This is a genomic window from Streptomyces sp. NPDC023541 (assembly GCF_055559995.1).
Genome location: NZ_JBVHJO010000012.1, coordinates 1 through 21,328, shown reverse-complemented (window position 1 = coordinate 21,328; position 21,328 = coordinate 1). Strand labels below are relative to the sequence as shown.

Genomic DNA, 21,328 nt, shown 5'->3' with positions numbered 1-21,328 from the left:
CAGATGAGCAGCAGTGTGACGCGCGAGGCCGCCTGGAGCGAGGAGCCCCAGCGGCCCGCCGACGGCCCCGCCGAGCCCAGGACGCCCTCCGTGACGCCCCCCGACGGCCCCGCCGCGCCCCCGCGGCGGCGGGGAGCCCTGCTGCTCCGGTGCGTGCCGGCCGCGCTGTCGGGCGTGCTGCTCTACCTCAGCTTCCCGCCCCGCCCCCTGTGGTGGCTGGCCCCGCTCGCCCTCGCCCTGCTCGCCGGCTGCCTGTACGGCCGCCGTCCGCGCGCGGGCTTCGGGCTCGCCACCCTCGCCGGCCTCGGCTACCTGCTGCCGCTCCTCGTGTGGACCGGGGAGGAGGTCGGCCCGGTGCCCTGGCTGGCGCTGGCCTCCCTCGAAGCCCTCTTCATCGGCCTCACCGGACTCGGCATCGCCCTCGTCAGCCGCCTCCCGGCCTGGCCGGTTCTCGCCGCCGCCGTATGGGTCGCGGGCGAGGCCCTGCGCGCCCGGGCGCCCTTCGGCGGGTTCCCCTGGGGCAAGGTCGCCTTCGGACAGGCCGACGGCGTCTTCACCCCGCTCGCCGCCCTCGGCGGCACGCCGCTGCTCTCCTTCGGCGTGGCCCTCTGCGGATTCGGCCTGTACGAGGCCCTGCGCATCGCGCGCCGCCACCCCGGCCGCACCACCGCCGCGCTGACCGCGCTCACCGTCGCCGCCCCGATCGGTTCCGCCCTTGCCGCCCGCCCGCTCGTCTCCGACGCCGCCGAGGACGGCACCGTCGTGGCCGCCGTCATCCAGGGCAACGTGCCCCGCCTCGGCCTCGACTTCAACTCCCAGCGCCGGGCCGTCCTCGACAACCACGTCAAGCGCACCATCCAGCTCGCCGAGGACGTCAAGGCCGGCAAGGCCCCCGAGCCCGACTTCGTCGTCTGGCCCGAGAACTCCTCCGACCTCGACCCGTACGCCGAACCCGACGCGCGCGCCGTCATCGACGAAGCGGTCAAGGCCATCGGCGTGCCTGTCGCGATCGGCGCGGTCGTCGCCCCGGAGACGGGCCCGCTGCGCAACACGGTGATCCTCTGGGACCCGGTCGCGGGCCCCACCGCGACCTACGACAAGCGCAAGATCCAGCCCTTCGGCGAGCGCATCCCGATGCGCTCCTTCGTCCGGCTCTTCAGCTCCGACGTGGACCGGGTGCGCCGCGACTTCGGCCCCGGCAAGGACCCCGGTGTCTTCGACATGGCCGGCAGCGGCGTCGGCATGGTCACCTGCTTCGAGGCCGCCTTCGACGACGCCGTCCGCTCGACCGTCCAGGACGGTGCCCAGGTGATCGCCGTACCGAGCAACAACGCCACCTTCGGCCGCACCCAGATGACCTACCAGCAGCTCGCCATGGACCGGGTCCGCGCGGTCGAGCACAGCCGCACCGTCCTCGTCCCCGTCACCAGCGGGGTCAGCGCCGTCATCCGCCCGGACGGCCGGATCGTCTCGCAGACGAAGATGTTCACCGCGGACGCGCTCGTCGCCGAGATCCCGCTGCGCTCCGGCCGTACCCCGGCCACCGTCCTCGGACCGCTCCCCGAGTACGCCCTGCTGCTGCTCGCCGCGGGAGGGTTCGGCGTACTCGCCGCCCGCCGGATCCGGGGCCGCCGCGCCGCCTGAGGCGGAGCCGATCCGGCCTCGTAGGGTCGGGGGATGACCACACCTGATTTCATCCGGCGGATCCGTGAGTCCGCCGGGCACCAGCTGCTCCTGCTGCCCGGGGTCACGGCCATCGTCCTCGACGACCGGGGCAGGGTGCTGCTCGGTCGGCGCACCGACACCGGACGGTGGTCCGTGGTCGGCGGCATCGCCGAGCCGGGCGAGCAGCCCGCCGAGACCGCCGTGCGCGAGGTGTACGAGGAGACGGCCGTGCACTGTGTGCCCGAGCGCGTGGTCCTCGTCCAGATGCTCGAACCGATCACCTACCCCAACGGCGACGTCTGCCAGTTCCAGGACATCACCTTCCGCTGCCGGGCCACCGGCGGCGAGGCGCGGGCCAACGACCACGAGTCCCTCGATGTGGCCTGGTTCGACGTGGACGCGCTGCCACCGCTGCAGTCCTTCGCCCTGGACAGGATCCACCGCGCCCTGCGGGACGAGCCCACCTGGTTCGAGGTCCCCGCCGTGATCGCGGACACCCCCCGGTGACCGTCCTGCCGGTCAGGGTGGACGTCGGCCGGACCCGCCGGGAGCGCGCTGTAAGGTTCCGCAGATCCGACGGGTCCGCCAGGGACCGTCACACAGTCACGGGGGCCAAGGAATGAGCGCAGGTGGAAAGGCCGGCATACCGAGGACGGGCGGGCGTCCGGACGGCGCCCCGCGCGCCGGAGCGCCGGGCCCGCGCCTCGCGGCACTCGACGCCGTCCGGGTCCTCGCCGCGCTGTCCGTCCTCTTCTACCACTACGCGGCCCTCGACAGCGCCTGGGGCGAGCCGGCCGAGGGGGTCTTCCCGTCCGCGCATGCACTGGCCGTATACGGCTGGCTCGGCGTGGAGATCTTCTTCCTGGTAAGCGGCTTCGTGATCTGCATGAGCGCCTGGGGCCGCACCGTGGGAGACTTCGCGGTCTCCCGGGTCTCCCGGCTCTTCCCCGCCTACTGGGCGGCCGTGGTCTTCACCTCACTCGTGCTGTTCAACTGGCCCGAGGTGCGCAAGGTCGCGTCGTTCAGCGACGTCGTGGTGAACCTCTCGATGCTCCAGGCAGGGGTCGGGGTCCCCCATGTCGACGACGCGTACTGGACGCTCTTCGTCGAGCTCAAGTTCTACGTGCTGTTCGCGCTGGTCGTCATGCGCGGCGTGACCTACCGCAACTGCGTCCTCTTCTGCGGGGCCTGGACCCTCGCCGGCGTCGTGGCGCCGACCGTCGACAGCGGCGTGCTGTCCTTCTTCGCGGTGCCGTCGGCGTCCCCGTACTTCATCGCCGGCATCGCCTTCTACCTGATGCGCCGCTTCCGGCCGAACGCCGTCCTGTGGGCCGTGGTCGGCGTGCAGTTCCTCCTCGCGCAGCACCACGTGCACGCCCGCATGATCTCCAGCCTCGGCCGGAGCGCCACCCAGCAGACGCCCGCCTGGCCGGCCCACCTGGTCATCGTGCTCGGATTCACCGTCATGGCGGCCATCGCCCTCGGGGCCCTCGACCGCGTCCAGTGGCGCTGGCTCCCGCACGCCGGAGCGGTCACCTACCCGCTCTACCTGATCCACATGATGGCCGGGCTGACCGCCATCCACCACTTCCGGGGCGACCTCGCGCCCGTCCCGCTGGCGATCGGGGTGACCGCCGCCATGGTGGCCCTCGCCTGGCTCGTCCACCGGCTCGTCGAACGCCCGCTGGGCCGCCTGCTGCGCGACAGCCTGCGGCGCGGGGTGCAGGACATCCGCTCGGGCACCCCGTGTGCGGCGACGCTCGGCCGGCTTCCCGCGCAGCCCTCCGCGCCCGAGGCGGAACGGATCCCGGCCGTCCGCTCCTGAGGGCCTGCCGGGACCGCCGACAGCGGACACCAGACGCCGGGCACCAGACACCGGCCGCCGGCATCGGCCGTCAGCCGTCGACGGCGGCCTCCCGGTACAGCTCCTCAGCCCGGTCTCCCATCACCGCGCTGTACGAGATCTCCGGCACGGTCCCGCCGCCCTCGAAACCCCCGAGCACCCCGGCCAGCGCGCCGTCCACCAGCCATGGGCTGCCGCTGGTGCCGCCGCTGAGGTCGGGGCAGCCGATGCGGCGCTGGGTCGGGGAGAGCAGGTCCGTGCCGTTGGCGCAGCGCAGCGGGGCATCCATCGTCCTCGGGTAGCCGATGACCGTCACCCTGGCCCCGGCGGGCTGCTCGGCGGCCACGGGGAAGCCGCCCACGAGGTCCTCGACGCGACGGGTCTGCCCGCCGTCCGCCGGGGCCACCGTCGCGAAGGCGATGTCGGCGTCCGGGTCCTGCCCGGCGGTCCACGCGGGCGCCACGAACACGCCGGTGATCTTCCACAGCCCGTACGGGGCGTCCCCGTCCCGGTATCCCGGCGCGAAGACGGTGGTGTCCGTTTCCTCCAGGCAGTGGGCCGCAGTGGCGATCACGTCGCGGTCGTCGCTGCGCACCACCGCGGCGGTGCAGAAGTGCCCGCCGTCGAGGCCGTCCGCGAAGAGCGCGCCCACCCGGTCGGCCTCGGCGCCGGGCCGGGCCCACGCGGTGACGCCGAGCGGCGGACCGGAGGCGGCATCGGGCAGGTCCACGCCCATCAGCGCGGCCATCGCGGTCAGCGCGAGCAGGATCCGTGATGCCCGCCGCGCACGGGAGCGCCGGGCCGTTCGGGGGAGCACGTCGGGGATCATGAATTCCACCCTGCCCGCCGAACCTATGACCGGAGGGCGGAGTTCCGTATGAATCCCCTGTGAATCCCGTGAACACGCCGTGAAACCCGGGCCATGACCGGACGAGACGGTTCCGAACGACACAGCCCGGGACGAGACGCCCTGCCGCGCACCGCCGGGGGATCAGTCGCGGCGCTCGTACACCGTCACGCGCCGCCCCCGCACCTGCCGGTCCTCGACCACGGCGAACCGCTCCCGCAGCACGGCCGCCTTGGCCTTGTCCCGCTCCGCCGACGGTACCTTCGCGACCTTCGCCGAGTCCGTCACCAGCAGCACCCGCCGCTGCTCAAGCAGCGCTTCCCGGATCCGCGCCGGCTGCGCCTCCTCGCCCTTGAGCGTGGCCGAGGCCACCGGGCTCTCGGCCAGAGCCAGGTCCGTCAGGCCCGTGAAGGCGTCCGGGGAGACCAGCGCCGTGTCCCGGCGCGCGGCCGGCACGAACAGCACGGCGTCCCCGTCCCGCTTCAGCGCGGCCACCTCGCCGGCCACCGCCAGCACGTCGTCGACCCGGCTGGCCGGTGCCCGCTTGCCCAGCTGCACCGGCAGCAGGGCCAGCACCGAGACCCCGACCACCCCCGGCACCAGCAGGGCCGACGCCTTCGGGAACCGGGGCGCGCAGGCCCGTACGGCAGCACCCAGGGCCGCGCCGATCAGCAGGGCCAGACCCACCATGCTGAACAGCACGTACCGGTCCAGGAACAGCGGCTGGACGAGCGACAGCCCGACCAGGCCGAGCTGAGGCACCGCCAGCAGCGGCAGCCCCACCGCCGCCGCCGAGAGCCGCGACCGGTCCGGCCGGTCCGCCCACGCCCCGAGCGCGCCGATCGCCAGCAGGATCCCCGGCCCGATCAGCATGTGCCAGGTGAGCGGCGGTATCCAGGACACCTGGTCGGACTGGCCCCGGCTGAACAGGACCAGCGGCAGTGCCCCCGCGACCGCCGCGGAGCCGTACGCCGCCCAGCGCAGCCACACACCGCGGCCCGCACGCACCCACCACAGGGTCGCCGCGTGCGCGGGCAGCATCAGCAGCGACAGCCAGTTCAGCAGCGCGCACACCAGCACGACCGCCCCGTACGCTGTCCAGCGCGGCCACGCCCGCCGGCCGGGCCGGCCGCCCAGGAGCGACACCAGCAGCAGGGCCGACAGCCCGGCCCCCGCCGCGACCAGCGCGTACGGCCGGCCCTCTTGGAGGTAGAACTGCACGGCCGGCAGCAGCCCGAGCGCCAGGCCGCCGCCGAGCCCCGCCCAGAAGCCGGCCAGACGACGCCCGATCACCGCCACGCACACCGCGGCGGCCGCGATCGCCAGCACGGACGGCAGCCGCAGCGTCGTCGTACTCGCACCGAAGACCTCGAACAGGCCGTGCATCAGCAGGTAGTAGAGGCCGTGGACGGCGTCGACGTTCCCGAGCATCCGCCAGATCTCGCCCGCCGGCCGGCCGGCCACCTGCCAGGTCGCCGCCTCGTCCCGCCACACGCTGTCCTGCCGGGAGAGCCCCCACAGACCGAACGCCAGGGTCCAGAGGAAGGGGATCAGGCAGAGGAGGGGCCCGCGTCGGGCCGCGGGTATGTGGCAACGCATGAAGGTGCTGGGATCCTCGCTCGGGCGTTCGGGCGGAAGCTACCAGTCTATGGACGCCACGGAGGGTTTCCGGACGGCCTGTTGTGCATCGCGGAGCGAGAGCGCCGGGCCCGCCCGCCCCTAGCCTCGGCCGCAAGGAGCACGAACGAGGGGCGGTACCCGGTGAACTGGCTCATCCACGACTACCGCGAGAGCGATCTCGCAGCGGTGGTCCACCTGATCGACACCACGGCCGAACTCGGCCAGGAGTCCGTCTTCTCGCTCGCCGAGTGCATCAGCGCACTGACCGGCCGGCAGCCCTGCGTGGTCGCCGTCCACCAGGGCGTCCCCATCGGCGCGGCCCTCGCCTGCGTCACCGGGGAGCGCGCCTGGGTCATGCGCATCGCCATCGCCGCCGGCTGGCGCGGCCGGGGCCTGGCCAGCGCCCTGCTCGTCGAGCTGGAACGGCGGCTCATCGCAGCCCGCGTCGGACGCATCGCCTACGTCCTGCCCGAGGAGGACCTGCTCGGCGAAGGCCTCCTCAACGCCGGCTACACCCGCCAGCCCGCCGTCGCCTACTTCGAGAAGACCGAGCCGCTCCACGGACCGGCCGCCGGCCTCCTCGACGACCTCGGCGGCCGCTTCCTGCCGAACGGCCTGTGGTCCAAGGTCGCCGGCATGGAGAAGGAGAAGGACCTCATCGAGCGGCGCGTGGTGCTGCCGCTCGCCGAGCCCGAACGGGCTGCTTCGCACGGAGTCCGCCCGCCGCGCGCCATCACCCTCTTCGGCCCGCCCGGCACCGGCAAGACCACCTTCGCGCGGGCCATCGCCTCCCGGCTCGGCTGGCCCTTCGTCGAACTGCTGCCCTCGCGCCTCGCCGACGAGGGCAACCTGGCCGCCGCCCTGCGCGACGCCTTCGCCCGGATCGCGGAACTGGAGCGCGTACTCGTCTTCATCGACGAGGTGGAGGAGATCGCGCCGGTGCGGACCGAGCCCGCACAGCCCGGCGGGATCCACGGCGTGACGAACGAGCTGCTCAAACTGATACCGGGCTTCCGGGAGGGCGACGAACGGCTCCTCGTCTGCGCCACCAACTCCATCCGCTCCCTCGACCCGGCCTTCCTACGCCCGGGGCGCTTCGACTACCTCATCCCGATCGGCACCCCGGACGCCGGGGCGCGCGCCGCGATCTGGGCCCGCTACACGGCGGGGCGCGCCGACGTCGACGTCAGCGCCCTGGTCGAGGCGACGGAGCTGTTCACGCCCGCCGACATCGAGCACGCGGCGCGGATCGCGGCGCAGGTGTCCTTCGAACGGGACCTGGAGGCGGTGGGCGCGCGCGGCGCGGCGGCCGCACAGCTCGGCGCGACCACCGGCGACTACCTGGAGGCCGTCCGGCAGTGCCGGCCGACCGTGACCCCGGCGATGACGGGCGAGTTCGAGGCCGACATCACCGCGCACGCCCGGTTCTGAACCCCGTGCGGGCATGGCCCCGACCGGACCGGTCGGTTACGGTCACGCCATGGGCTTCGTCGTCTTCATGACCCTTCCGGGGCTGGCCATCCTGCTCACCGCGATGGCCTTCCTCGACCTCGCTCTGGTGCGGGCCGGGCGGGCCGGCCTGCTCCCCTGGCGGTGGAACGGGCGTCAGGGGCAGATCTCCTCCACGGGCTTCGAGCAGCTGCACGCCAGTTTCTCGCCGGGCAAGCAGAACGAACTGAAGGAGCGCCGGAGCGCCCTCGTCCTGCGCGACGACGAGGAGGACGGCGCGCCGCCGCACTCCCGCGTGGACCTCGACGGCGGTCTCGCCGTCATCCGGATGCCCGCTACGGGGTACAGCGGTACGTGAACTCCACCGCGGCCGTGCGCTGTCCGGGCGACAGCAGCTGGAGCTCCGCCTTCGCCGAGTAGCTCCCCGTGCCCTGGAAGGTCCACAGCAGGTGCAGCCGGGCCTCGCGCTGCCCGCGCGGCACCCGCTCGGTCAGCTCCTCGGACTTCGTGCCGTCGCTGCGGACCCAGCGGTAGGTGAGCGTCCCGGGCCGCCCGTTGGTGCCCACGGCGGCCACCACGTCGGCCGTCGCGTCGCACGCGGGCCCGGCCGGATCGGTGGTCACGGCCACGTCGCGGACCTCGATCCCGGGCCCGAACCGCTGCCATCCGAGGTAGGCGAGGACCGCCGCCAGCACGACCGCGGCGAGCGTGTACCGGCGCAGCCCGGCGCCCCGCCGCCGCCGGGGCGCGGCGGCCACGGCCACGGCCGCGTCCAGCGGGAACGGCGCCGGCATGGCGGCGGTGACGCCGGGTCCGAACCGGAGCACGGACCCCTCGACGCGGTCGGGTGCCACCGCCTGCGGCGGCGCGGGCGGTCCGCTGAACCAGTGGCTCCCGAGGACGGTCGCGCTGTAGTCGTCGCCCTCGGGGGCGCGGGAATCGGTCATCGTGGTACCTCCACGCAGCGCGGCAAGTACTGCGAGGCCGACGCGGACTTGTTGCCGGCGGCCGGCTTGGTGGTCACCCGGACGCCGCCGTAGCAGCCGCGGTCACGGCTGAAGGTGTGCACCCTGTTCGTGGTGACGGTCGAACCGGCCTGGACCGTGAACGAATCAGTGCCGTCGGGGACGGACAACGAGCCCTGCGCTCCGCCCAGGAACCACTCCACCACCACGGTCACCGGCCCGGTGCCCTGGGAGGAGACGGTGACGGACGCGTCCCCCCGGTACACGCCGGTCTTGAGGGACACCGCGACGTTCGTGACCCGCAGGGCCGGCGTGGGCGTCGGAGTGGGTGTCGGCGTCGCAGGCCCGCTCACCGTCGGACTCGGGGTGGGGCTCGGCGACAGCGACGGCCAGGCCGACGCCGACGCCGAAGCCGAGGCGGACGCGGACGGCGTGGGGCTCGGCGAGGCCGAGGCGCTCGGGCTCGCCGACGGCGAAGCGGAAGCCGACGCACCGGGAGTCGGTGACGCGGGCCCGGGAGGGGCCGCGCTCGTCGTGGCGAAGGCGCTGAGCGCCGAGGCCCCGCCCGGGGCCGCCCCGATGGCGTCCGTCGTGAACACCAGCACCGCCCCCAGGACCAGCGCCGCCCCCGCCGCGATCCAGCCGCGCTTGCCGGGAGCCCAGCCCGACCCGCCGTCCAGCTTCGTCGTCGCCACCGCGGTGGTGCCCGCCGCGGGCGCCCCCGCAGAGGGGAACAGCAGCGGCAGCAGCGCGGCCAGCGCCGCCAGCTTGCGCTGCCCGCGCTCCTCCCACTCGGGGCCGTACGCGGCCAGCGCCACGTCCTCCAGCTCGGCCACGAACGCCTCGGCGTTCTCGGGCCGCTGCTCGGGTGCCTTGGCGAGGCCGCGCCGGATCAGCGGACGCACGGGTTCCGGGGCCTCGGTCTCCGGCACCGGCGCCTCGATGTGCTGCACCGCGAGTTCGGCGAAGTTCTCCCCGTCGTAAGGCTTGCGCCCGGTGAGGCACTCGAAGAAGGTCGCCGTCGCCGCGTACACGTCGGCGGCGGGCGACGCCGGCCGGCCCTGCCACTGCTCGGGCGCCATGTAGGCGGGCGTGCCGGCGACACCGGGCGTGGAGCCGCGGTTCGCCGCGATCCCGAAGTCCACGAGCTTCGACGAGCCGTCGGCCGCGACCAGTACGTTCTCCGGCTTGTAGTCCCGGTGGACGACGCCCGCCCGGTGCGCCGACGCCAGCCCGAGCAGCGACCCCTTGAGGACCACCAGCGCCGCCTCGGCGTCCGCCCGCCCGGACTGCTTCAGCAGCGAGCGCAGGGAGATGCCGTCCACCAGCTCCATCACGATGGCCGCGCCGCCGGGCGCCTCCACGTACTCGTACAGGCGCACCACGTAGGGGGACTCCAGCCCGCCCAGGAGCCTGGCCTCGGCCCGGAACTCCCCGACGAAGGCCGGGTCCTCGCGCAGACGGTCGCTGAGGTACTTCACCGCGACCGCCGTGCCCGTGGCGTCGTGGACGGCGAGCACCACCCGGCCACTGCCGCCCGAGCCGAGCTCGCGGACCTCCGTGTAACCGGGGACCGACCATGCCGCCCGAGTGTCGTTCATCGTTCCTGCCCCCTGCCTGCTGCCTGCCGTGTAGCGCCGAACCGCCCATGTCAGCGGCCGGTACGGGACCGGCTGCTCACCGGCCCGCCCCGTACCGGACTCCCCATGGGACGTGGTTCGAGCCACGGCCGGTTCCCGACCGCGGCCGGTGTCTCAGGCCGCGGCCGACACCGTGCCGATCATGGCGTGCAGCCGGTCGGCGGCCGCCCGCCCGAAGGCCGGGTCGTTGATGTGCGTGTCGTAGTCGTAGAGCCGCGCGGCGCTGCCCCGCAAGCCCTCGCGCAGCGCCGAGAACAGCGCCCGGTCCGCGCGGGGGTCATGGTACGGGCCGCCCGGCGCGCCCAGTGTGGACAGTCCGCGGAGCGGGACGCAGACGGCCGTGGGCCCGGTCGCCGCACGGAGCTTGGCGGCCACCCGGCGGCCGAGTTCCGCGCACTCGGCCCGGCTCGTGCGGATCACCGTGATCGACGGGTTGTGGACGTGGACGCCCCGGTCCAGGACCCGCTGGGGCAGGGACTCCAGCGGGCCGAACTTCACCATGTCCAGCGCGCCCAGGCTCACCACCTGCGGCACACCGGCCCGCCCGGCCGCGCTGAGCCGGTCGGGCCCCGCGGTCAGGATCCCCCCGCACAGGTCGTCGGCCAGCTCGCTGAGGGTGAGGTCGAGGACCCCGGCGAACACGCCCTCGCCGGCCAGCGTCTCCAGGGTCCGGCCACCGGTGCCGCTGACGTGGAAGACCAGCACCTCATAGCCCAGCTCGGTCAGCCGCTCACGCGCCGCGTCCACGCCGGACGTGGTCACGCCCGCCATGCTCGCCGCCACCAGCGGATGGGGGCCCGCCCCCAGCCGGGGCGGGCGGTCCGTCCCGGCGCGGGCGAAGGATGCGGCCATCCCGGCGACGGCCGCCACGGCGTTGGCCAGGATCGGCGCGGAGACACTGTTGATCCCCGCGATGTCCACCACGCTGTACATCATCGTGATGTCCGAGGAGCCCACGTACGGGGCGGTGTCCCCGGACGCCATGGACGAGACCATCAGTTTTGGGACGCCCAACGGCAGGGCGCGCATCGCTCGGGTGGCGATGGAGGTGCCGCCGCTGCCCCCGATCGCGAGCACCCCGTGCAGCCGGCCCTCGGCGTGCAGGCGCAACAGGGTCGCCTCGGCGCCCCGGGCCATCGTGGCCACGGCCGCGCCCCGGTCGGCGGCCGATCGCAGGAGGGACAGTTCGGTTCCCGCGGCCCGGGCCACCGCGGCGCGCGGCACGTCCGCGGCCACCCGGGGTTCGCCCATGATTCCTGTGTCGACCAGTACCACTTCGACTCCGGCCCGCAGCAGCCTCTCGCGCAGCCAGCCGTACTCCACACCCTTGGTGTCCAGGGTTCCCACCAGCACGACGTTCGTCATATGTGCAATGTCCAGGCACGTGGGGGTGTTGGCAAGTACGAGCTCTGGTCAAGCCTTCAGCAGCACCAACAGGCGCTCCAGGAAAGGGAGTTGCGAGGGAATCAGCATGCTCTGGGCCATCTCCGGAGTGCACCAGGCCACCTGGTCCAGCTCCGGGAACTCCTGCACGTTCCCGGAGTGCGGGGGCCACTCCATGGTGAAGGTCCCCGGCACCATGAGCGCCGGATCGAGGTCCGCCTCCACCGCCCAGATGGTCACCAGCTTCCCGCTGGACAGCCGCACCTCGCCCAGCGGGAGGTACTCGCCGTCCGGCGGCGGCAGCCCGATCTCCTCGGTGAACTCCCGGCGGGCCGCGTCGCGCGGGGTCTCCTCCGGCCCGTACTCGCCCTTGGGGATGGCCCAGTCACCGGACGTCCGCCCCGACCACAACGGGCCGCCCATGTGCCCGAGCAGGACCTCGACCCCGACCTCGGTCCCGACCTCGGTCCCGACCTCGGCCACGTCCCCGTCACCGTCCCCGGGCTCCGGCCGCGAGCCGGTCCCCGTCCGCCGGAAGAGGAGCAGTCCGGCGCTGCGCTTGTACGTCATGGGCCCATACATGCCCCGTACCGGCGCCGGTCAGTGATCGTGCGGGCCCTGGAGGTGGACCGGACCGTGCGCGTCCGCGCAGTGCGGGTCGTACGAGGCCTCGCCCCGCCGGCCGACCGAGAGGAGGGAGTCCTGCGCGTGGTCCACCTGGAGGGTGGTGTGCGTGATGCCGTACTCCTTGTCCAGCAGCCGCTCCAGCTCCCGGCGTACGGCGTGGCAGTCGCCCGCCGGCTCGACGAGCACGTGCGCGGACAGCGCCGCCTGGCCCGAGGTGATCGTCCAGATGTGCAGGTCGTGGACCTCGGTGACCGGGGGATGCCCGACGAGCCGGTCGCCGACCGCGTCCGGGTCCACGTGGGCGGGCGCGGCCTCCAGGAAGATCCGGCCGGAGTCGCGGACGAGCCCGTAGCCGGCCTTCACCATCAAGGCCACGACCACCAGCGTGGCGATCGCGTCGGCCTGCCGGAACCCGGTCGTCATGACGATCAGGCCGGCGACGGCCGTCCCGATGAAGGCGAACAGGTCGTTGAGGACGTGCTGGTAGGCGCCCTCGACCGCCAGCGAGGACCGGTTCGCCCGCGAGATGCACCAGGCCGCGGCCACGTTGACGACGATGCCCGCGAGCGCCGTCACCAGGACCAGCCCGCCCTCCACCGGCGGCGGGTCCATCAGCCGGCGCACCGCCTCGTACGCCAGCCAGGCGGCCAGCAGGAGCAGCGTCAGGCCGTTGGCCTGGGCGGAGAGTATCTCCGCCCGCTTGAGGCCGTACGTGAAACCGCCGCGGGCGGGCCGGGCCGCCAGCCGCATCGCGATCAGCGCGAGGACGATCGAGACGGCGTCCGTGAGCATGTGGGCGGCGTCGGAGATCAGGGCCAGGGAGTGGGCCATGACGCCGATGACCACCTCGATGGCCATGAAGCCGCCGATCAGGCCGAGCGCGATGGCCAGCCAGCGGCGGTCGGCGTCGGCGGCCACGCCGTGGCTGTGGCCCCCCGGTCCATGGCCGTGGCCGTGGTCGTCGTGCCCGTGGTCGTGCCCGCTCATGACATCCCCCGTCTCGTCGCGGCACCCGTTCGTCCGGGTCCGTCGCGTGAAGTGAAGCGCACCCCGGCGAGATGGGCAAAGGCTGCAACGGGGACCGTTGTCATTACGTATAAGAGGCCTCTGACCTGCGGTTCTGTCGGGTCGCTGCCGGAGCGCCGCGATCGTGGGAAAATCTGCTCATGGTCCAGCGTCCCGGTGTGCCGACCGCGCCCGAGCTCGTCCTGGAAACCGACACGGGCTCCACACAGCTGAGCCCGGGCCGGACCTACAACGTGGGCAGGGACCCGCTCTGCGAGATCTGCTTCGAGGACGCCCGCGTCTCCTGGCACCACGCGGTCCTGCGCCCCGACGGCGACCACTGGACGGTCGAGGACGAGGACAGCACCAACGGCACGTGGGCCGACGGCCACCGCGTCCACGAGTGGATCGTCGGCGCCGGCAGCGAACTGCGCTTCGGCGACGAGCAGGACGGCCCCCGGGCCGTCCTCAACGCTCCCCGGCCCGGGCCGAGCAGCCCCGGCGCCGGGCCGGCCCGGGTCTCCAACCCGTCGATGACCACCACCTTCCGGCGGCCCAGCGCCGTACTGCCGCTGCCCGCCCGTACCGCCGTGCGCATCGGCCGCGCCACCGACAACGACCTCGTCATCGACGAGCTCGACGTGTCGCGCCGGCACGCCGAGCTGCGGGCCCTCGCCGACGGCAGCTACGAGATCGCCGACCTCGGCAGCCACAACGGCACCTACCTCAACGGCGCCCCCGTCACCGGCGCGGTCCCCCTCGCCGAGGGCGACATCGTCGGCATCGGCCACGTGGCCTTCTGCCTCGTCGGCGACCGCCTCCAGGAGTACGAGGACACAGGCGAGGTCACCCTCGACGTACAGGGCCTCACCGTCGCCGTCGACCGCGGCCGCAAGACCCTCCTCGACGAGGTGTCCTTCCCGGTGGGCGCCAAATGCCTCCTCGCCGTCATCGGCCCCAGCGGAGCCGGAAAGTCCACCCTGCTCGGCGCCCTCACCGGCCTGCGCCCTGCCGACCGCGGCACCGTCCTCTACGACGGCCGCGACCTCTACCGCGACTACGCCGAACTGCGCAGCCGCATCGGCCTCGTACCGCAGGACGACATCCTGCACTCCCAGCTCACCGTCCGGCGCGCCCTCACCTACGCCGCCGAACTGCGCTTCCCCCAGGACACCGCGAAGGCCGAACGCCAGGCCCGGGTGGACGAGGTGATCGGCGAACTCGGCCTCCGCGAGCGCGCCGCGCAGCCCATCCACAGCCTCTCCGGCGGCCAGCGCAAACGGGTGTCCGTCGCTCTCGAGCTGCTCACCAAACCCTCCCTGCTCTTCCTGGACGAGCCCACCTCCGGCCTCGACCCGGGAATGGACCGCTCGGTGATGCACATGCTGCGCGAGCTCGCCGACGACGGCCGCACGGTCATCGTCGTCACCCACAGCGTCCTCAGCCTCGACGTCTGCGACCGGCTGCTGGTCCTCGCCCCGGGCGGTCGCATCGCGTACTACGGACCGCCCGGGGAGACCCTCGGCTACTTCGGCGCCGCCCAGTGGCCGGAGGCCTTCGAAGCCTTCGAGAACCAGCCGGGCCGCGACTGGGCGGGGGAGTACACCGCCTCGGCGGCCCACCGCACCTACGTCCTGGGCGCCGCCCGCCAGCCGTGGCACGGCGGTGAGCGCCGGGCAGCGGCCACCCCGGCCGCGTACGCCGCCCCGCCGCCCAAGGCACAGAGCTGGGGCTCCCAGCTGTCCACCCTCGTCCGGCGCTACGCGGCCGCGCTCTCCGCGGACCGGACCTTCCTCGCCATCATGATCGCGCTGCCCTTCGTCATGGGCGCCATGGCCCGCGCCCTGGCCGGCAGCAGGCTCACCCAGGAAACCGCGATCAACGCCCTGCTCATCCTGTCCGTCGGCGCCGTCCTCACCGGAGCGGCGAACGCCGTGCGCGAACTGGTCAAGGATCGGGTCATCTACCGGCGGGAGCGGGCCGTGGGGCTGTCCCGCTCCGCCTACCTGATGTCGAAGGTCGTGGTGCTGGGCGCCGTCACCGTCGCCCAGGCCGTGGTGCTGACCCTGGTGGCCCTCTACGGCGTGAACCTGAGCGCCCCGGGCGGCCACGGCGTGATCACGGGACCCCTCGTCGAGATCACCATCGCGGTGGCACTGCTCGCGTTCACCGCCATGATGCTGGGCCTGCTGATCTCCGCACTGGTCCACAAGGAGGAGGTCACCATGCCGCTGCTGGTCCTCCTCGCCATCGTGCAGGTGGTCTTCTGCGGCGCGCTGCTGCAGCTGGACGGTATCCCGGTGATCGAGCAGCTGGCCTGGCTGGTCCCCTCGCGCTGGGCCCTCGGCGCCATGGCGGGCACCATCGACCTCGGCGCGATCGTGCCCGGCCCCCTCACGGACGACCCGCTGTTCGCCCACACCCCCGCGGTGTGGCTCTTGAACCTGGGCATGCTGGTGGTCCTGTCCGTCCTCTTCGGGGTGCTGGTCGCGAGGCTGCTGCGCCGGCACGAGCCCGTGATCATGCGGAAGTAGGCCTCATGGGCAGCTCGATGGATCCCGGGATCGCCGTGGCCGACTTCCAGCCCACCCATGTGGTGCCGCCTCCCGGGCTGTCCGCCTGGGAGGCCCCCGACGTCTCCCGGCCGACCGCCGCCCTGGACGCCTTCCTGCCCGTCCAGCTGCTGTCCCGGCGGGGGGAGTGGGGGGAGATCCTCTGCGCCAACGGATGGAGCGCCTGGGTCGACGGGCGGCTGCTCATCGCGGTGCCGCAGCCGCCGCCGACCACGGGGGAGCGGCCGTCGGTACGCGCCGAGGACCCGAGGCCGCTGCTGGAGCGCGGCGCCGACGCCCTCGAACGCTACCGGCACGCCGTGGACGAACTCGCCTCCGGCCGGGCCGACAGCGACGCCTTCCGGCGGTCCCTGCGGGGGCTGCGGGCGGGCGTCGTCGTCGACGGCGAGTCGGTCTGGCTCTACGACGAGACCTCGGGGCGGTGGATGTACGGCGACGGGACCCGCCTGGCGACCTACGCCGTGACCGAAGGGCCGGGGAGCCCCCACGGGCCCCAGCCGGGGCCGGCCGGACCGGACGGCGGCGGGGCCGGTGCGGGGCCTGCCGCGCCCCCCGTCGGCCCGGAGGCGGGCGGACACGACCGGCAGGCCGGCCCGACCCACGACCGGCATGCCGGCCCGACCCGGATCGTGGACACGCACGACCCCGAAGCGGAGTGAAGGGCCACGGAAGGGCCGGAAGGTGGGCGACACCCGCCGAGGGACGCGGGTCACCCGTGGGTCTGAGTCGAGGCGGGCGCGTCCACCCGCACGCGGCGGTGCAGCCGGCGGGCCAGGACGCCGCCGAGGAAGCCCGCCACCGCACCCCAGAGCAGGCCGAGGCCGACCGTCCGCCACAGCACGGGGTCCAATAGCAGCTCCCCGCCGAGGGCGTCCACCTCGCCGATGCCCAGGAGGGACAGCCCGTACGCGGCCTCGATCCGGCACAGCAGGCAGACCGCGAGGGTGGCCAGGGCGAAGGCCGCGCCGAGATGGAGCGCGTGCTGCCAGGGCCGGACGTGCGCGGGGGACCGCACGGCCGCCAGTACACCCGTGCCCAGCAGCAGGACGGCGGCCACCACCACCAGCCACCACGCCCGCGGGTCGCGCGCCGCCAACGACGCCACGTCGACCGGGGCCCCGTCGGCATCGCGCAGCACCTCGTCCAGCAGCTGCGGCATCGGCAGCCCGAAGGCCCCTTCGACCAGGGCCTCCCAGGATCCGCCGAAGCCCAGGGTGAGCGCGATCCAGACGAGGTTCGGCAAACCGAGCAGGACCACGGCGAGCGTTCGGCCGGCGTTGCCCTGGGCCGCGGCCACCACCAGCCCGACGACGACGCCGATGGCGACGTACGTGAAGAGCAGCAGGGTCGTGGCGAAAGCGGCCGGACGCACCGCCGTGTGGAAGCGGACCAGTCCGGCCGGGAGCGGTGCCCGACGCGACACCAGCAGGCCGATCACCATCAGGCCCAAGATCCACAGCAGTCCGAACAGGAGCGTGGCGGGCACGTCGGCGCGGAAGCCCACCGTCGGTGCGGAGTCCAGGAGTTCACCGATCACCGCGACGGCGGGGTCGCCGGTGGAGATGCCGAAGTCCTGCCGGGCCAGGAGCGCGGCACCGACCAGCGCGAGCAGCCACAGCACGACCAACGGGACGGCCCGGCCGACGAGTTCGCGGGGTCCGGCCACGGCCCGGTTGCGCAGCGGGCGCAGGAAGCAGTAGCCGGCCGCGAGGGCGCCCGCCAGGCTCACCGAGAGCGGGAGCACCGCCAGGTTCGCGTCCACGCCGCCCAGCAGACCGGCGTCACCGGACATCTCAACGCTACCGCCGGCCGCCATCACGACGACCGCGCCGAGCACGTGCGGGAACGCCCCTTCCGGAAGGTCGCCGATGCCCGCGCACGCCAGCCCGGCCGCGGCGACCGCGGTCATCGCCGCGAAGCCCGCGACGACGGTGACGAGGGCGTCGCGCCAAGCCCTCGCGGAGCCCCCGGTCGATGCTGGTCTCGGCGTCTGGCTCACCATGCAACCGTGGCACTCCCGGCTTGCGGGCACCACCCGGACGGCGCACACAATGGTCCGATGGGAACTCCCTCCTCCTGGGAAGAAGAGCCCGTGAGCACACATCCCTCCGGCTGGCAGCCGTCGTCAGAGCGACCCACCGGGCCGCCTTCCGGGCCGCTGTCGGGCGGGCGGCAGGGACCGCCGCCCCCGCCGCCGACCGGGCCGCCCGGCGGTCCGGCCGGTCCCCCCGGTTCCGGCGGTTCCGCCGGTCCCGGCGGTCCGGGACCGGACAAGGGTCCCTGGTGGCGGTCCGTTCCACGGCTCGCCACCGCGCTCGTCGCGGTGGTCGCGGTCGTGGCCCTGGCGGTCGTGCTGACCCGGCCCAGCGGTGCCCCCAGCGCCGGGGGCGAGGTGTTCCTCCAGCCGGCCGCCGCCGCGGGCCCCGATCCCTTCACCGAGTCCACCGTGGTGAAGGAGGACGCACCGCCACCGGAGAGCCCGCCACCGCAGAGCCCGGTGCCGTCCCCCAGCGGGACCGGCGCCGCTCCGACCACCCAGGGCACCGCCACGGGCACCAGGAGCGTCAGCGGTGCCGCCCCGGGCGTGTACGGGGGCACCCAGGACGTGGCGAGCTGCGACGTCGAGAAGCAGATCAGGGTGCTGGCCGCGGAGCCCGCCAAGAACGCGGCCTTCGCCGCGACGCTCGGCATCCAGCAGGCGGCCGTTCCCGCTTACCTGCGCTCGCTCACTCCGGTGCAGCTGCGGATGGACACCCGGGTCACGAACCACGGTTTCCAGAACGGCAAGGTCACCGGCTACCAGGCCGTCCTGCAGGCCGGAACGGCCGTGCTCGTCGACGACCGGGGCGTGCCGCGGGTGCGGTGCGCGTGCGGGAACCCGCTCGGTCCGCCGGTGCCGCTCAAGGCCTCCCCCAAGCGCTACGGGCAGACCTGGCCCTCGTACCAGCCGGCGAAGGTCGTGGTCATCGCACCGGCGGTGCAGCCCGTGAAGAAGATCGTGATCTACGACCACCAGAACCGGCACTGGTTCGAACGTGACAAGGGTCACCACCCGGAGCGGCGGCCCGACCGGCCGATCCCGCCGCCCGTGATCCCGACGCCGCCGACCACGCCGAGCCCGTGGATCACGCCGACGCACACCGGGCCGAAGCCGCCGGGACCGCCGTCGAAGTCGCCTTCGCACACCGGCTCGAAGCCGCCGTCCAAGTCCCCGTCCGGGAAGCCTTCCGGCTCCGAATCGCCGTCGAAGTCGCCGTCGAAGTCGCCGTCCAAGTCGCCCTCGAAGTCCCCGTCCGGGAAGCCTTCCGGCTCCGAATCGCCGTCGAAGTCGCCGTCGAAGTCGCCCTCGGGTTCCCAGTCCCAGTCGCCGTCGGCGTCGCCCTCGGGATCCCCGTCGGTCTCGCCGAGGCCCTCGCCGACGCCCTCGCCGACGGTGGCCCCCTCGGGTTCGCCGACGCCGTCGGCGTCGCCTTCTCCGTCGAAGCAGCCCTCGGGGTCCCCGTCGGAACCTCCGTCGCCGTCGGGCTCCCCCTCGGGGTCCCCGGCGGCATCGCCCTCGCCCAGGCCGTCGCCGTCACCCTCTGAGGCGCGTTCGCCCCAGCCGACCGACCGCACCCCCTCACTGCCGTCGCGGACGCCGCCGCCGACCGACCGCACGCCTTCCCTGCCGACCAGGTCTGCGGCTCCGCAGTCACCGGTCGCGCCGCAGCCGGAACCGGAACCGGAACCGGCCCGTACGGCCATCGAGCCGCCGACGGACCGGCCCCGCGACGACGGGGGCGGGAACGGCGGTGACGGCGGGAACGGCGGTGACGGCGGGAACGGCGGTGACGGCGGGAACGGCGGTGACGGCGGGAACGGCGGGAACGGCGGTGACGGCGGGAACGGCGGTGGCGGGAACGGCGGTGACGGCGGGAACCGGTAAACGGTCGCAGAGCACCGGTCAGGTCCGGGCGCGGCGGGTCAGCGAGTCTCCCGCCGCGCCGCTGCCACGCCGAGGACGAAGCTGAGCAGCCCCTCACGGCTGCCGGCGGGGACTTCGGGTTGGTGGGGAGGGAGGCCATGGTCCGACCGGAGGGGCGGCGCTTAGGGCGGCGGATCGGTCCGAAGGCTGCGTCCGGCGCGGCCGTCGCCGTGCGGTGGCCGGCGGCCCGGGGGAGGGCTGACGGTGGACGTCCGCAACTCCCGGCCGCCCGCCCAGCACGCCGCACCCGTGGTCGGCGGTACGGGCCCGGGCCCCGGCGGCGGGCAGGGGCTGACCGGGCCGGCGGAGCGCGCCCGGCTGGCGGGCGGGGAACTCACCGCCCTCCCCGCGGACGGCGGTTTCCGGGTGCGTCCCTGGCTACCCCGGCAGACCTGACCGGGACGGGTGAGGGGGAAGAGGACAGGGTGATCCGGGTACTGCTGGTCGACGACGACGCCATCGTCCGTGCCGGGCTGCGGCTGATGCTGGGCGGCGCCCCGGACATCGAGCTCGTCGCCGAGGCCGCGGACCGCTCCGAGGTGGCGGGGCTGGTCGCGGCACGGACCCGACCTGGTGCTGATGGACATCCGGATGCGCCGTGTCGACGGCCTGGCCGCCACCGAGGCGCTCCGGGCGCGGCCGCAAGCCCCGGAAGTAGCCGTCCTGACCCCCTTCCACACCGGCGAGCACGTCCTGCGGGGCGCTGCGCGTCGGCGCGGCCGGGTTCCACCTCAAGGACACCCCGCCGCAGGAGATCGTGACGGCGAACCGTACGGTGGCCGCGGACGGTCCGGTGCTCTCCCCGGCCGTCACCCGCCGCCTCATCGACCAGGTGGCCGCCGGAACCGGTGACGACTCCCGGACGGCCACCGCCCGCGCCCGGCCGGCACTGCTGCCCGAACGCGAGCGGGAGGTGGCGGCGGCGGTCGGGCGGGGCCTGTCCAACGCGCAGACCGCCCGGGAACTCCACTGGCACCGCCGACGGTGAAGACCCACGTGTCCCGGACCCTGACCCGCCTCGACCTCAACAAACGCGTCCAGATCGCCCTGCTGGTCCACGACGCGGACGAACCGGACTGAGCGCTCCGACTCGGCCTCCGCGAGGGCCGGTTGCAGGTACCGCCTCTTTCCCCCAGCACCGAGGGAGATTGCCGAAGTGCGTGAAGTGAACTCCCTTGACTGACGGGCCGGTCACGCCGTGCGGAAAGGCGACGTTCCCGGTCTCACGCCACCGGCGGAGCCGATTGGCGGCGGACCATCTCGGCGATCCAGGCCGGGGCGAAGGGGGACGTGCAACCGGGGGGCAGCGCCCAGCCGGCGCTCGCGACCACCGGATCCGGGTCGGCGAGCCAGGCCAGGCGCAGCTCCCGCGCGTGCGGGTTCTTCTTCACCACGTAGTCCAGAGCCAGTCGTGCACCTTGGGCGTACGCGCCCCGCGGAGCATGGAGTCCAACTCGTCACGCCCGAACGCCTTCGGGCGGCACATCAGGAGCGCCAGCAGCCTCGCCGCGGTGTCCTCTTCTCGTTCACGGCGCGTGCCTTCGGGTCCTCCAGTGCGGCCAGTTCGGCCATCGCATCGGCCAGCGCCGTCCCGGTCACCTCTGCCACCTCGGCCTCCTTCTCCCTTGCGCCCCCCATGTGCGCAACCGAGCCTAGTACTGCAACGGTGTTTGCCGTGACGGTTGGGCAGGTCGGTCGTTGGTCAGTTCATGGGTGGGGAACTTGTTGATGCCCGGTCGTGGGCTGG

General features: G+C 74.0%; 17 protein-coding genes and 3 pseudogenes. 10 read left to right on the top strand and 10 right to left on the bottom strand.

What is annotated here, in order from left to right; genetic code table 11:
• The first annotated feature begins 3 nt into the window (after positions 1-3).
• From lnt to ACZ3X1_RS26570, 3 genes are all read left to right on the top strand, one after another.
• Positions 4-1,644: an apolipoprotein N-acyltransferase gene (gene lnt / locus ACZ3X1_RS26580; protein ID WP_467281200.1), complete on the top strand. Its 1,641-nt coding sequence runs from the start codon at positions 4-6 to the stop codon at positions 1,642-1,644.
• Positions 1,645-1,677: 33 nt separating this feature from the next.
• Positions 1,678-2,172 (top strand): NUDIX hydrolase, encoded by a 495-nt coding sequence (locus tag ACZ3X1_RS26575; RefSeq protein ID WP_356812288.1) that lies wholly within the window; start codon positions 1,678-1,680, stop codon positions 2,170-2,172.
• A 112-nt stretch (positions 2,173-2,284) separates the two neighbouring features.
• Positions 2,285-3,490, top strand: a complete 1,206-nt coding sequence (locus ACZ3X1_RS26570; RefSeq protein WP_356812287.1) for an acyltransferase family protein — start codon at positions 2,285-2,287, stop codon at positions 3,488-3,490.
• A gap of 70 nt (positions 3,491-3,560) precedes the next feature.
• On the opposite strand, the gene ACZ3X1_RS26565 is transcribed toward ACZ3X1_RS26570, so the two are convergent.
• Together ACZ3X1_RS26565 and ACZ3X1_RS26560 are read right to left on the bottom strand one after the other, a co-directional pair.
• Positions 3,561-4,337: a trypsin-like serine peptidase gene (locus ACZ3X1_RS26565; RefSeq protein ID WP_356812286.1), complete on the bottom strand. Its 777-nt coding sequence runs from the start codon at positions 4,335-4,337 to the stop codon at positions 3,561-3,563.
• Positions 4,338-4,499: 162 nt separating this feature from the next.
• Entirely contained in the window at positions 4,500-5,954 is a 1,455-nt protein-coding gene (locus ACZ3X1_RS26560; RefSeq protein ID WP_356812285.1) for a hypothetical protein, read from the bottom strand.
• A gap of 162 nt (positions 5,955-6,116) precedes the next feature.
• On the opposite strand from ACZ3X1_RS26560, the gene ACZ3X1_RS26555 reads away from it, so the two are divergent.
• Together ACZ3X1_RS26555 and ACZ3X1_RS26550 are read left to right on the top strand one after the other, a co-directional pair.
• A complete protein-coding gene (locus ACZ3X1_RS26555) occupies positions 6,117-7,406 on the top strand; it encodes an ATP-binding protein (protein ID WP_467281199.1) in 1,290 nt (429 codons plus the stop codon).
• A gap of 49 nt (positions 7,407-7,455) precedes the next feature.
• On the top strand, positions 7,456-7,782 hold the full coding sequence (locus ACZ3X1_RS26550) for a DUF6191 domain-containing protein (protein WP_467281198.1): 327 nt from the start codon (positions 7,456-7,458) through the stop codon (positions 7,780-7,782).
• Here ACZ3X1_RS26550 and ACZ3X1_RS26545 read toward each other — a convergent pair.
• From ACZ3X1_RS26545 to ACZ3X1_RS26525, 5 genes are all read right to left on the bottom strand, one after another.
• On the bottom strand, positions 7,760-8,371 hold the full coding sequence (locus tag ACZ3X1_RS26545) for a hypothetical protein (protein ID WP_467281197.1): 612 nt from the start codon (positions 8,369-8,371) through the stop codon (positions 7,760-7,762). The two genes, ACZ3X1_RS26550 and ACZ3X1_RS26545, sit on opposite strands and share 23 nt — an antisense overlap.
• A complete protein-coding gene (locus ACZ3X1_RS26540; RefSeq protein WP_467281196.1) occupies positions 8,368-9,990 on the bottom strand; it encodes a serine/threonine-protein kinase in 1,623 nt (540 codons plus the stop codon). The genes ACZ3X1_RS26545 and ACZ3X1_RS26540 overlap by 4 nt, the downstream gene beginning before the upstream one ends.
• A gap of 153 nt (positions 9,991-10,143) precedes the next feature.
• Entirely contained in the window at positions 10,144-11,394 is a 1,251-nt protein-coding gene (locus tag ACZ3X1_RS26535; protein WP_467281195.1) for a Tm-1-like ATP-binding domain-containing protein, read from the bottom strand.
• A 48-nt stretch (positions 11,395-11,442) separates the two neighbouring features.
• A complete protein-coding gene (locus ACZ3X1_RS26530; RefSeq protein ID WP_467281194.1) occupies positions 11,443-11,982 on the bottom strand; it encodes an NUDIX hydrolase in 540 nt (179 codons plus the stop codon).
• A 30-nt stretch (positions 11,983-12,012) separates the two neighbouring features.
• Entirely contained in the window at positions 12,013-13,026 is a 1,014-nt protein-coding gene (locus ACZ3X1_RS26525; protein ID WP_467281193.1) for a cation diffusion facilitator family transporter, read from the bottom strand.
• Positions 13,027-13,205: 179 nt separating this feature from the next.
• On the opposite strand from ACZ3X1_RS26525, the gene ACZ3X1_RS26520 reads away from it, so the two are divergent.
• Together ACZ3X1_RS26520 and ACZ3X1_RS26515 are read left to right on the top strand one after the other, a co-directional pair.
• Positions 13,206-15,578 carry an FHA domain-containing protein gene (locus ACZ3X1_RS26520; protein WP_467281192.1) on the top strand — a complete coding sequence of 791 codons (2,373 nt, stop codon included), beginning with the start codon at positions 13,206-13,208 and terminating at the stop codon, positions 15,576-15,578.
• A gap of 5 nt (positions 15,579-15,583) precedes the next feature.
• Positions 15,584-16,276 carry a hypothetical protein gene (locus tag ACZ3X1_RS26515; protein WP_467281191.1) on the top strand — a complete coding sequence of 231 codons (693 nt, stop codon included), beginning with the start codon at positions 15,584-15,586 and terminating at the stop codon, positions 16,274-16,276.
• Between the two features lie 50 nt (positions 16,277-16,326).
• Here ACZ3X1_RS26515 and ACZ3X1_RS26510 read toward each other — a convergent pair whose 3' ends face one another.
• Positions 16,327-17,619, bottom strand: a complete 1,293-nt coding sequence (locus tag ACZ3X1_RS26510) for a streptophobe family protein (protein WP_467281190.1) — start codon at positions 17,617-17,619, stop codon at positions 16,327-16,329.
• A gap of 57 nt (positions 17,620-17,676) precedes the next feature.
• On the opposite strand from ACZ3X1_RS26510, the pseudogene ACZ3X1_RS26505 reads away from it, so the two are divergent.
• Positions 17,677-19,017 (top strand): annotated as a pseudogene (locus ACZ3X1_RS26505) (DUF6777 domain-containing protein); the annotation flags it as partial.
• A 291-nt stretch (positions 19,018-19,308) separates the two neighbouring features.
• On the opposite strand, the gene ACZ3X1_RS26500 reads toward ACZ3X1_RS26505, so the two are convergent.
• Entirely contained in the window at positions 19,309-19,557 is a 249-nt protein-coding gene (locus ACZ3X1_RS26500) for a hypothetical protein (RefSeq protein WP_467281327.1), read from the bottom strand.
• Positions 19,558-19,785: 228 nt separating this feature from the next.
• Between ACZ3X1_RS26500 and ACZ3X1_RS26495 the strand changes: the two genes are divergently transcribed.
• Positions 19,786-19,977 (top strand): hypothetical protein, encoded by a 192-nt coding sequence (locus tag ACZ3X1_RS26495; protein ID WP_390076815.1) that lies wholly within the window; start codon positions 19,786-19,788, stop codon positions 19,975-19,977.
• 86 nt (positions 19,978-20,063) lie between these two features.
• A pseudogene (locus ACZ3X1_RS26490) lies at positions 20,064-20,661 on the top strand (response regulator).
• A 143-nt stretch (positions 20,662-20,804) separates the two neighbouring features.
• Here ACZ3X1_RS26490 and ACZ3X1_RS26485 read toward each other — a convergent pair.
• A pseudogene (locus ACZ3X1_RS26485) lies at positions 20,805-21,219 on the bottom strand (hypothetical protein).
• Between the last annotated feature and the right edge of the window lie 109 nt (positions 21,220-21,328).